This is a genomic window from Rania fehmarnensis (genome assembly GCF_056494185.1).
The window spans coordinates 5,839,223-5,851,747 of the sequence record NZ_CM151398.1 but is presented as its reverse complement, the minus strand read 5'-3'; the positions used below and the strand labels follow the sequence as shown (position 1 = coordinate 5,851,747).

The 12,525-nt window shown below is 54.8% G+C and carries 7 protein-coding genes; 3 read left to right on the top strand and 4 right to left on the bottom strand.

The annotated features are described in order from the left end of the window. Nucleotides 1-104: 104 nt before the first annotated feature. Both SH573x_RS19945 and SH573x_RS19940 read right to left on the bottom strand, forming a co-directional pair. Nucleotides 105-2,264: a DUF4153 domain-containing protein gene (locus SH573x_RS19945; RefSeq protein ID WP_479349492.1), complete on the bottom strand. Its 2,160-nt coding sequence runs from the start codon at nucleotides 2,262-2,264 to the stop codon at nucleotides 105-107. A 74-nt stretch (nucleotides 2,265-2,338) separates the two neighbouring features. Continuing rightward, nucleotides 2,339-4,348 carry a hypothetical protein gene (locus tag SH573x_RS19940; RefSeq protein ID WP_479349490.1) on the bottom strand — a complete coding sequence of 670 codons (2,010 nt, stop codon included), beginning with the start codon at nucleotides 4,346-4,348 and terminating at the stop codon, nucleotides 2,339-2,341. A gap of 83 nt (nucleotides 4,349-4,431) precedes the next feature. Between SH573x_RS19940 and SH573x_RS19935 the strand changes: the two genes are divergently transcribed. Beyond that, nucleotides 4,432-6,018 (top strand): DUF4153 domain-containing protein, encoded by a 1,587-nt coding sequence (locus SH573x_RS19935; RefSeq protein ID WP_479349489.1) that lies wholly within the window; start codon nucleotides 4,432-4,434, stop codon nucleotides 6,016-6,018. A 280-nt stretch (nucleotides 6,019-6,298) separates the two neighbouring features. On the opposite strand, the gene SH573x_RS19930 is transcribed toward SH573x_RS19935, so the two are convergent. Beyond that, a complete protein-coding gene (locus tag SH573x_RS19930) occupies nucleotides 6,299-6,994 on the bottom strand; it encodes a redox-sensing transcriptional repressor Rex (RefSeq protein WP_479349488.1) in 696 nt (231 codons plus the stop codon). Nucleotides 6,995-7,614: 620 nt separating this feature from the next. Between SH573x_RS19930 and SH573x_RS19925 the strand changes: the two genes are divergently transcribed. Then, nucleotides 7,615-9,258, top strand: coding sequence for a hypothetical protein (locus SH573x_RS19925; RefSeq protein WP_479349487.1), 1,644 nt, complete (start codon nucleotides 7,615-7,617; stop codon nucleotides 9,256-9,258). Between the two features lie 468 nt (nucleotides 9,259-9,726). After that, complete coding sequence (locus SH573x_RS19920) at nucleotides 9,727-10,800, top strand: DUF1573 domain-containing protein (RefSeq protein ID WP_479349486.1); 1,074 nt, start codon at nucleotides 9,727-9,729, stop codon at nucleotides 10,798-10,800. 180 nt (nucleotides 10,801-10,980) lie between these two features. On the opposite strand, the gene SH573x_RS19915 is transcribed toward SH573x_RS19920, so the two are convergent. Then, complete coding sequence (locus tag SH573x_RS19915; protein WP_479349484.1) at nucleotides 10,981-12,369, bottom strand: DUF1501 domain-containing protein; 1,389 nt, start codon at nucleotides 12,367-12,369, stop codon at nucleotides 10,981-10,983. Between the last annotated feature and the right edge of the window lie 156 nt (nucleotides 12,370-12,525).

Sequence of the window (12,525 nt, the reverse complement as noted above, 5' to 3'; positions counted from 1 at the left end):
TTGGAGTGCTGTGGCGCCTTTGGAGTGCTGCGGCGCCAGCCGTAGCTTTGATGTAATGACCAAACGTTCAAGGCAACGGCGGCGATGGCCTGATCGTATTTGCGTTAAGTGCAACGCATCCACCGTCTGGCGACGGTGGCTACGGGTATTGGGTGGCTTCGCCAGAACCAAGCGGCCGTTAGCAGGTAGCAGAGCGCAACGACTCGCGCCAACGCGAAGGGTTGAAAGTACTGCAAGTAGCTCTTGGTGGCCAAGAGTGTCATCAGCGGGTCAACTACCAGCACACTGCAAGCGATGGCTCCTAGCGCCAAACCAATTCGATTGACAATCGTCCAGCGTGTGAGGAATAGGCAGGCAGCCGCCAACTGCGTGACGACCACTTGTGCGCTCAAAACGCCAATGGCGACTAAAACATCATGCGGACCAGCGATCGTTAGTCCCAACGACATCTTGAGAAAATCAAATTCTTCCTGGCTGGCCGCCACCGCAACCAGTAGCGCAGCCAGCACCGTAGTTAACGCAAACCAGTCGATCATTTGTACGCGTCTAGTCTGAGTGGCGGTGGATGTGGCATAGGCTTCCAGCCTGTGTTCTTCTGTGGCATAGGCTTCCAGCCTGTGTGCCCTCTCATCTGGCGCCGCAAACGCGCGTCTGATAATTGGTCTACATAGCTTGGCAGCCACAGCGCTTAAGCCCGCCACCAGTGCAAAGTGCAACCAGGCTTGCCCTGCAAAGTCCGCCATAACCGTGGATTGAAGGCGATGAACTTGCATTAATCCGAACGATACGCCGCCCAGCACTGCCAGCCAGGCGATCAGCCGATAAGGCCACCGCGCTCTGCCATACAAGAGATAGCAACTAACTGCGAACAACGCAGTGACTGTTCCCGCTTGCACGATCATCACGCTGGTGCGAGTGTGAGTTGACCACATGTCAAAACTCAGCATGCGATAGAGCGCAGGAGCAATCAGGACACAGGCCAGCACTATCCAATCCACTGCCAGGGGCAAGCGCATTCGCGCGGAGTTGCGCAGCCATAGCACGCACCAGGCGATGGCGGCTATGCTCAGCACGACGGCACCCACCAATGGCCAGAACATCGGATAGTACCTGGCTGCGACTTGTTGGCTGCGAGCGTCCAAGACGAGGATGGTGCCGCCCCAGCGGTTGGCCGTAGCGGCCACTTGATGATCATTGATGGGACTGGCATACCAGACTTCTTCGTCTAGCTTGAACTCGGCCGCGACTTTGCCTTGCACGGCATCATAGATGACCAAGTCGTTCCTGGCGCCACGCATAAAAAGCGTAAGCGCGTCGGTTGACTGCGGATCCGCGCGAAAGCGATTCCAATGGAGGGTACTAAGGCCATCGAGCTCTGCGATGCGACTGAAGTCCGACAAGCGGACCGTCTGGAACTGCGCCGTCGTGGTATCCGCAAACGTCAAGGTCGACAAGTTTGCGTGAGCCATGCACCACTCCTGCAAGATCACTTTATCGACCACCAACTGCTGAGTAGTCGTCAGATCATCGAAGCTGCGAACCTCGAGCGATTTTCCGTTGGGTGCCAGACTAAGGATGCGATTGCCATCGATCACCACCAGCGCTTGAGTACCACCCACTGGCCAGGTGGCCAGCTCTTTCATTTGCCCCGCTTCAATCGTGCAAGCCCGCACACATAATGGCACAGCATTGCTACATGGAACCAAGAAGACAGGCTGGCCGTTTACTACACATAGATGGTCGATGCCCGGATTGTGCCCTGGCGTGGCCAAGGTCATTTTTGATCCTTCGCCCGCTGTCACTGCCTGGACATCCAGCGCAACGACTTGGTCTTGTTGGTTTTCGAGCAAATAGCGATCGGCATGCACAGCTCGAAAGCTCGCGTAGGATGGCAGACGGCAGACTACTTTGGTCGACTCCGAGAGTCCCTCGCGGGCCAGGACCGCAAAGCCTTGCTCGTCGTCCGGACCTAGTTCGTAACCCATGCCGTGGCTATCGAGCAGGCTCAAAAAATCTCCGCCTGCTTGAACTGAACTGAGGCGGCCATTTGTAAGATCCAGACACATGGCCCGAGTGTCCGCTAGTTTCCAGATCGTACCCGTATCGGGCCAAACAGCCAGCGAAGCGCCGCGGGGAAAGTGATACCCAGGATAAATCGGTGAAGTGTTATAGTACTTGAAGACCCAAGCCGTTAGTCCCGCCAGCGGAACAAGCGCCAGCAGCAACAAGACGAGCGGAGTTTTCGAAGTTATTGTTGTTCCCATGGTTGTATCCTGTAGCCGAAGTCGCCAGACTTTGGACCCGCGACCGAACTATTTCCAATCTCTGGCGAGATCAGCTACGTGCCAAGGCCCCTCCCGAATCTTGCTGCGATACCGAACGTGGCCACCGTGATAAACACCCAACTGAAGATGCGGGCGATCTTGAAGATCAACCCAAATGTTGTGGAATCCTGGTTCAGGACTGCTGCATCGGCTACCAAGATAATCGCAGACAATAGCATGAGCGCGTAACCAATTCGCGCCAGTGGTCCACGAGAACTAAGAATTGTGCAGGTGGCCACTAGGGCCAGCGAGGCCGAAAGTGCGCCGCACACAAACACCGTGGTCATGTTCTGTCCCGCCGGAATCGTGGGCCCGCTAAATTTGGGCAGCAAGACAACCATCAAGCAGGCCGAGGCCGATGTCAGACCGAACATCTCCAGTAGCGACGCGCTCTTGGCTGACGGTTGGCTAACTGCCTGAGCGCTAACCAGACAAGTGGCCAACCATCGGCGACCTAACCACAAAGCCGGCGCACTAATCAAGGCTGCCAGCAGAATGATCAGGCACTGCATGGTTACCACCACGGGATTAAGTTGTGGCACCAACACTCCCGCCGTATTAAAGACGACCACACACAACACCAGGCTCATTATCCAGACACTGACGCGCACCAATGCTCTGCCTGGACCGGCGATCATGGTAACGGTCGTCCAATGCACAATCGCCAATTGCGATGAAAAGAAAAGCATCTCGGCGGAGGTGAAGTCGCGAAAGCTGTTGCTGGCCATGTGGGCCGCGGCTGGAACCATGGTTACCAGCGTCAATACCAAGAAATTGACCAGCACGCCTAAGTGGCCCGCTGAGGTCAGCCAGGCTTTTATCCACAGCATCCACAGGACAAGCAGTGTGACGCAAGCCACCAATGGCCACAGGAACGGTCGATGCACCGCTAGAGTCTCACCCGATTCAAGATCGACGACTGTACACGTCAGTCCTAGCTCGTTGCTGATCGTTACCAGTTGATGCGGCTCGCAAATTGCTGCATCGAAGTACATTTCATTCGAGTACCGATCGAAGGCGATCTTTTCTGCTTGGGTATCGTAGACGACCACGCGATGCTTGTAGGCACTGCGATTTTCAGCGTATAACAGGTAGCGCCCTGCATTTCGCCCGTAACCAAATTCAATGGGTACTAAACCAGACAATTCTGGTACCGGCTTCAGGTCGCTCAAGCGCACGGTGCGATGGGTGACCTTCTGTGTATCAAGGAAAGTAATCTGATTTCCAGTGATGTTTTCGGGTTGCCAACCACTGGCGAAATTGGCGTCCACTGGCAGGCTATCTTTGAATGTGCCGTCGGTTGGATCGCGACGCTCAAGCGATTGTGAATCGGCCGAGAGACTGTAGATCTGGCCATCGGCAACGACCACGAAAGCACTTGTTTTACCCACAGTCCAAGTAGCGATTTCGCTTAAGAGGTTCTTGTCGACCTCAAACAACTTCACCTGCTGCGGACGTCGACCTTGGCATGCAACCAGAAAGCGGTTGGTGCCTGGAATCGCTCTCGGGCGTTCATTGATAGTCACATTATAGCCACTCAGTGAGACAGATTGCGGTGTATCGCCGGCGATAGCTCGCTCAACGTCGATAGCCATCACCCGCTCTTTTCCGAGGTAGGCTAGCCAGTTACCGGCCACAATTTCAATTTGCGAATCGCAATTTGGCAGATCAAACGTGTGGGGCTGGTCGAGCGATTCCGCGCGCCACGCATCGCAACTGGAGGTCATTCCGCGAAATTCCCAGGTTTGACGCAGACGCCAACCATTGTTGGTTTGCTGATAGGTAACTGGGACCGATCTGTGGGGCACGCGGATGACGGAACCATTGCGGATATCTAAACGCATGGCTTCTTGAAATTCGCGTTGATTGGACTCGGGCCAAGCAACTGACTGATCTTCGGAAACAACCCAAGCGTAATTTGTGCTGTAGGGAGTTCTCAGGCGATCATCAACCCACCAAGCCAGGCATGCCAGTGGTGCCAGGCAAATCAGTAGCAGATAAACTCGGTTTCGGGCGTGTGACATACCGGTTGGAGTTTCAGATAAGATAGTGGTATGAGTTCGCGTGAGGCTCTTCTCGTCTGCCCTCATCTTCCAGGAGCACAGCGATGTCTACAATCGACGGAATTGGTAAAGCTCAAGAAGACGCGACGCTGCACAACTCAAACGCGTTTGCGGCTGCCAATCGCCTTAGTCGACGCGAAACGATAGTTGATATATCAACTATTTGCGCGTGGGTCCTGGCCAGTGATTTGTTGATTTATCACTCGGGCGGTTACTCTGGGTTCGCTGTGTTCTTGCTGATTGCGACGGGGATCATTGTAGTCTCGCGGCGGACGTTGGGCGCCAAAGTGCCCACGATTTTGACGACCTGTTTACTGGTGGCCTGCGGGCTACGGTTGGCCTGGTGCGGTAGCGGTGGAGCTATGGCCAGCGGCATTGTGTTGATGCTGGCCCTGTCGATGTCCGTTAATGGCACTCCGCCCTATTTGCCAGATATGGTGCGTTTCTTTTTTCATGTGATCGCTGGGAGTGCCACGCGTATATCACGCTATAGCCTGCGCCGGGCTACAGCAGTCATCGCCGATCCCCGCGCTCGTTTCGGAGTGTTGTTGCCGCTGGTGGTCGTGGTGGCCTTTAGTGTACTGTTTGTGCGCGCTAACCCAGATTTGCAGAGTTGGATGGGCAGCTACAGTCGCTTGCTGCTGGATCGCATGGGCCAGTGGCTGGGCGGGGTCGATCCATGGCAACCAGTCTTCTGGATTGCCAGTGGTTGGTTGGCAGTGGGCCTGATCTATCCGGCCGCTGACTACCTGATCTCATCTGTAACCTGGGACCGGCCGGCTGTGGAGGCGCCTAGCGAGATGTATGTGGCGGTTCGCAATATGATGATCAGCGTCGTGCTGCTGTTTGCGGTGTACCTGGCTTTCGAGTTCACCACGTTGTGGTTTCGCGAGTTCCCCGAAGGCTTTTACTATGCAGGCTATGCACATGAAGGTGCATTTTGGCTGACCGTGGCGTTGGCCTTAGCCACGCTGGTCTTGTCGTTGGCCTTTCGTGGTTCGGTGCTCAGAGATCCGCGCACAAAATCTCTTCGTCGCTGGGCCTGGGTTTGGTCCCTTGAAAACTTTCTGCTCGGCCTGGCCGTGTTTCACCGTTTGTTAATCTACATCGATTTCAATGGCATGACCCGCATGCGCGTAATCGGCTTGCTGGGCACGCTATCGGTGGTCATCGGCTTTACCCTGGTTGTCTACAAGATCGCGCAAGGACGTGGCTTCTTGTGGCTGATTCGTGGCCAGTTGTGGACAGTAACCCTGGCAGCCATGCTCTACACGATTCTGCCGGTCGACTACTGGGTGCACAGATACAACGCCAGTCAAATCTTGGCAGGCAACGTAGCTCCCTCTACTCAGATTCCAACTCACGAAACATCGGCTGAAGGATTAATTCCATTGGTAAAGCTCCTGAATAGCGAAGATGAGTACATCCGCGAGGGCATCAAGGCGACATTGGCCCAGTGGCAAGTCACCCAACCAGCGGCCACGGATTGGCGCCAGGATCAGTGGTGCCATCGCTACTTAAGAGTGCTGCTGAAACCCCAAGAGCAGCAACTAGCAATCTACCTCAACGACGAACACTTGCGCAAACAAACCCTGCTGAGGTTCTACAATTACGCGTACCAATGGTACTAGCCAGATTTTTCTCTAACCTACCACTGGCCTGTTCCTCGGGACTCGCTGGCCTATAGGAACAAAGAGTTACCCCGCATGGATTCGAACCATGAATGAAAGATCCAAAATCTTTAGTGTTACCGTTACACCACGGGGTAATCGTGTTGACCGCCGAAGCATAGCTCGTCCTTAGCGGTGAGGCCGGCCTGGTCAATTGAGGTGACTATCCTAGACGAAGATCGGCAAATCGTAAAAGGGGGATTTCGCAATTCAAATTCAGAATTGGAATTTCCAGCGAAATTCAGCTTTTTCGATTCACGACCGCGAAGGCCAGCCGTTGCAGTTCGATCGCCAGGTCAACATCCACGACAGCCGTTGGGGGGTGTGGGTTCAGGCTGACCGGGGCGAAATTCAATATTCCCACCACGCCCAAGGCGGACAAACGGTTGGCCAAACCAGCTGCCGCTTCGATCGGGACCGCCAAGATGGCCAGGTCGACTCGGAGTTTGGGAAGCGTCTTTTCCAATTCGTCAATCGCCAGTACCGGGATACCCGCCATGCGCTGTCCTACCTTGGTGGGGTCAGCTTCGTAGATGGCGACTAAGTTGAACCCCTGCTCTTGAAATCCACGGTAGCCCACCAGCGCGCTGCCTAAATTGCCCAAACCCACCAGTACAGTCGACCAGCGGCCGTCGGTACCCAGGACTGACCGCAAGTGCCCGATCAGCTCAGCCACGTCATAGCCCACGCCCCGTTTGCCGAGTTGACCGAGCTGAGCCAGGTCGCGGCGAATCTGCGAATCGCTCAGGCCCAGGCGCCGGGCCAGGAAACTGCTGCGGATGGTCGCCTGGCCGCTCCGCTGGCAATGCTGCAACTCACGGAGGTACAGTCCCAAGCGATTGGCGGTAGGGCCGGAGATGGCCGCACTGGGGACATGCTGATTGGCCAGCGGTGCTGGCAAACTTCCGTCCAGCGGCGAACTTGAATCTGGCTTCATGGTCGCGGAAGTCTCAGGGAAGTTTCTAAAAGCTGATGAAACGCTGTAGTCTCGTGTCTTTTGTCGCGGAAGCCGTCACGGCTTTCGGAACTGCGGTGCGGTCGTAGCGGAAGCCGTCAAGGCTTTCGGAACCGCGTGTAGTGCATCCGCGTTCCGAAATGCTTGACGCATTCCGCTACCGGGCAGCTTTCGAAATGCTTGCCGCATTCCGCTGCGGCTCGGCACACTGCTCCTATTCTCGCCAGTTTGCCCAGTCGGAAATCTTTCGCTAACCGGTAGCGGCGGCATTTACGGTATGGGCAAACCTCCAAATCTACTCAAACTGCTTTCACTACCCATGCTAGCCATTTTTTCTATTCAATCATTGCTACGTAGTCGATGAATCTGGTGCTAATCGGAGACTTCTACGGTTTAGGGACAGTTTACCCAGGCGTACCTGCCCGGCACAAGTCTGAGCTTCGGGAGGAATGCTCAGGCAATTAACGTGTGCCAGCGAGCGGGATTTGTGATGGGCCTGTGGTCAGCGGACCAAAACGGTAGGGGTCTTGGTGCAAGAGGCGATTTGTCATTCGCCACCAGATACTGCGTTCAAAGAAGTTTGTTTTCAAGGAGAGCGGGAGATGAGAAGGCTGTTCCTAGTGCCGACTCTGGTAGCCATGTTGGCTGCTATGACCGGTCAGGTAGCCAGCGCTGCTTATTGCGGTGCTATCAGCTACCAAGATTGTGAAGGCAGCGTGGTCAATTGCTGCGAAGTTCCAGCATGCCACACTGTTACCAAAACAGTACGCAAGACGGTTATGGAACAAGTAACCTGTCAAGGCGTTCGTAAAGAAATGCAGACGGTCTGGGAAGATCGTCAAGTAGATGCAGTTCGTTACGAAACAGAAACCCAGTACCGTCAAGTAAACTCGGTTGTTCGCAAACCGGTTTACGAGACCAAAACTGGAACTCGTACATACAACGTTTCACGTCCAGTGTACGAAACACACACCAAGCAAGTGGCTTACACAGTTCGCAAGCCAGTGTATGAGACCCATAGCAAGGTCATCAACTACACGGTTATGAAGCCTGTGTACGAAACTCACGAAAAGGTGATGAACTACACCGTTATGAAGCCTGTTTATCAGACTCATAACAAGGTGATCAACTACACCGTTTCCGTGCCAGTTCGCGAGACCCATGAAAAGGTCATCAACTACACGGTACAACGTCCAGTGTACGAGACCCGTGAAAAGGTCATCAACTACACGGTGATGGTACCTGTTCGCGAAACTCACGAAAAGGTTGTTAACTACACCGTTATGGTTCCTGTTCAAGAACAGCGTACTCGTACGGTTGTTAGCACGATCACCAAGCCTGTGAACTACACCAAGACTGTTATGGTCAAGGGTGGATCGTGGGAATCCCGTAGCGAAGAAGTTCCTGGCAAGACCATCCGCAAGGTTGTTCGCACCCCAGGTTCTTGGAGCTACGATCCTTGCACCTGCCGTTGCACCTACTGCCCAGGCGAATGCCATGTAGAGTGCGTGCAGTGCCCACCGACCACGGTTTGCAAGAAGGTTTGGGTTCCAACCTGCGAAGAAAAGGTCATCAACTGCGTTCGCTATGAAAAGGAATGCGTAACTAACGAAGTTCCTTACACCGTCTGCAAGATGGTGCCAGAATGCCGTCAGAAGACCGTCACTTACACCACCTGCAAGTTGGTGCCTGAGTGCCGCAGCAAGACCTGCACCTACAACGTTTGCCGCATGGTTTGCGAACCACGCAGCAAGACCGTTTGCTATACGACCTGCAAGATGGTTCAAGAGTGCCGTCAAAAGACTTGCACCTACACCACCTGCCAGATGGTTCCTGAGTGCCGTCAAAAGACTTGCACCTATACCACCTGCAAGATGGTTCCTGAGTGCCGTCAAAAGACCTGCAACTATACCACCTGCCGTATGGTTTGCGAACAAGCTGTGAAGAACGTTTGCTACACAACTTGCCGTATGGTCTGCGAACAACGCGTTCAGACCTACAACTACACTGTCTGCCACATGACCTGTGAGAACGTTTGCAAGAGCGTTCCTTACACCGTGTGCAAGCCAGTGCACTACTGCAAGACTATCAAGGTTGCCAAAAAGGTTTGCGTGGAAGTTCCTTACACGTACACCAAGTGCGTACCTCGTACGGTTTGCGAAGAAGTTCAGGTTCCAGTTTGCTGCCCAGCTCCAAGCCGTGGCGGTTTCCTGAGCCGACTGCTCGGTAACAACTGCGGTTGCTAGTCCGAGTCAGGGAGATCAACTTCTCCGCTTCCGCCTGGAAATGAAGTCTGGTGGAATTTGACGAAGGCGGCCACTTTGCCACGAAGGCAAAGCTGGCCGCTTTTTTTGTTTACTCTCCAAAATTTCTCAGTATCATCCGCCCCCTGGCATCCTTGAACCAATTCCGGGTTTGGTTTGTATTTGCTAGCATTCTTGGGCTGATAAATGGTTCTCAGACAAGCCCAGCATTCATCGTCGCTTCGGGGCTTGCAGGCTGTGAAAGTCTCTGCTGAAACCACCCCACGTCTGCGATCCGCACCATCGCACCTGTCAGGTGGCCAAGTCGAAACTTTCGTAACACTTCGGGCCTCCATCCTGAACTAGCTACAATTGCCAGAGACCGCTCCAAACTCTCTCCTGGCACAGCCAGCATTCGTTTTGAAGATCGAAGCGACGAATTGTTAGCACCATATCCGTGGAGAATCATCAATGCGTTTATCCGCCCAATGGGGCGCTATGGTAGCACTCTGCGCCATGGCCAGCGTCACGTGCGCTCAGTCACGGTCACTAACTGAGCAAATCATTCCCGCCACCAACCGCGTGTACGACTTCGGTACCGTGGCTCGCGCCGCCAAAACCGAGCATCGCTTTGAAATCCGTAACCCTTTCAAAGAACCGATGCACTTGAGCAGTATCTCAGCCAGCTGCGGATGTACTACGCCCATCATCGAAACCGAGTGGATCCAACCCGGTGAAGTCGGTACCGTAATGGCACGCTTCAATACCGGTACCTTCTCCGGTGACCGCAAAGCCAGTTTGAATTTGACAATCGACAAACCCAACTTCATGCAAGTGCAGTTGAATGTCAAAGGCTACATTCGCAGCGATATCGTCATCAATCCCGGCGAATTAAACTTCGGCGCCGTGCCCGAAGGCGAGTCGAAAGAGATCGAAGCTCGCATCGAATACGCCGGTCGCAGCGACTGGAAAATTACCGGCGTCTCCAGCAACGCACAGTTTATTTCCGCTGACGTCGAAGAGTTATCGCGGGCACCCGGTCGCGTGACTTACAAGGTCAAAGCCAAGCTGGCACCCAGCGGTAGCTCGGGTACACAGTCGACCATGCTGACGCTACAGACCAATGACAATCGGCTCAAGAGCGTCCCTTTGGCGGTTCTGGCTCAAATCCAGGCGCCGCTGACCGCTACACCCAACAGCGTTGCCTTAGGCGAAATGAAGCCAGGGCAATCGATCCAGCAACGTATCTTGATCAAAGGCACTGAGCCATTCCAGATCTTGGATGTCAACGTGCCCAACATGAAGATCGATTTCGAACCCTCGGACGAAGCCAAGGCGATCCAGTTTATCAACTTGACTCTCACGCCCGAGACAAGCCAGAGCGGTGAGGTGCGAACCCAGATGACTATCATCACCGACTTGGGAGGCGAGAAAGAGATTGTGCTGGATTTAACTTACAAAGTTATCGATAGCCCGCAAACGGCCGCCGACGATGCGCAGCTGAGCAGCAAAGTTTCTAGCCGCGTTCCGCTGCACCAGCGGTAAACGTGTCGAGCATCGGGGCCGGAATGCGTCTAGCATTTCGGCCCCCGGCAACGTAGCGGAATGCGTCAAGCATTTCGGAGAGCGGCAACGTAGCGGAATGCGTCAAGCATTTCGGAGAGCGCAATAGCCTCGAAAGCCTTGACGGCTTCCGCTACGGGTAGTGGGTACCGGCTGAGTCGATCATGCAAACAGCTTTGTGATTGGCTGGCCGACGCTGATGGGCAGTGGTCTGGCTTGCGTGTCCACAACATCGCTAGCCGGATCAATGCCCAAGGCCCAATACAGTGTGGCCGAGATATCTTCTGGTCGCACTGGATCGGAGGCTGGATAAGCCCCGTATGCGTCGCTGGCACCGTAAATCGCGCCACCTGCGACTCCACCGCCGGCCATCATGACCGTGTAGCACTCTGGCCAATGATTGCGATCTTTGCCGTCGCGATCACCAATCTTCGGCCCGCGCCCAAACTCGCCCATCCACAGCACGAGCGTCTCATCCAATAGCCCGCGGCTGCGCAGGTCGGCGATCAGAGTAGGAACTGTCTGATCGGTAGTGGGTAGCAGTCGGTTCCTAAGATCGGTGAAGTTATCTTGGTGTGTATCCCAACCCTCGCTGCCTTTGCCACCAATGCCGCTGGAGTAGTACACGGTTACAAATCGCGTGCCTGCCTCGATCAGTCGCCTGGCCAGCAGACATGATTGACCATAGGTCGTGCGACCATAGGCATCTCGCAACCATTCTGGTTCGCGTGAGATATCCAGCGCCTGCTTGAGCCCAGGGGCTGACAGAATACCGAGAGCCTGTTGTTGAAATTCATTCATGCCGCCGGCGATCGCCGATTGATCTTTCAGTTGCAACTGCGCATCGACTATCTCGAGCAGGCCGCGACGCTTCATCAGACGCTGCAAATCCACCGATGGCGGCAGTTCGAGTTCGGGCAACGCAAAGTTTGGGCTGTTTGGATCGGAACCAAAGTAAAACGGATCGAAGCGTTTACCCAGAAAGCTGGCATGTTGCCCAGGCGTAATCGAGCCATCACGCACCACATGAGGAAAGGCCACGAAAGGTGGAATGCCCGGTTCACGCGAACCCAGGAATTTGCTGACCACCGATCCATAGGCTGGATAGAGCTCGAGGGAATCCCGCAGACGTTGGTCGTCAGTTGGCGGTACTTTACCGGTCAAGCAGTAATAGCCCGCCGAATTATGGTTCTTCATCTTGTGATGCACGGAACGTACCTGGCCCCACAGGTGCAACATTTCAGCCCACCTGGGCAAATGTTCGCAGACGGTTTGGCCTGGTAGCGAAGTCGATATCGGGTGAAACTCACCGCGGATGCCATCGGGTGCCGCTGGCTTCATATCGAACGTATCGATATGGCTCGGGCCGCCATGTTGATGCAGAAAGATGACGTTCTTGGCTCGGGCCTTCAGCGTAGGCTTGCTATCTCGATTGGATTCGGCCGCCAGCACTTGCGAAAGGTTCAGTCCCGCTAGCCCCAACGCGCCAGCACGCAGAATCGAGCGACGATTCAGTTGCAGTGCGCGATAGGAACTACAGCCGTGCGACATGGTGGATTCCTTAGGTTCTTGGTGGACTTTTCGTAGAGCGGGTCTCCAGGCCCGCTCTCAGGACGACCGTTGGTTGGGGGCGTGGTGGTGGTGCTTTTTTGTTTGGACGGGCCTGGAGACCCGTCCTACGACGGGCCTGGAGACGCGTCCTACGAC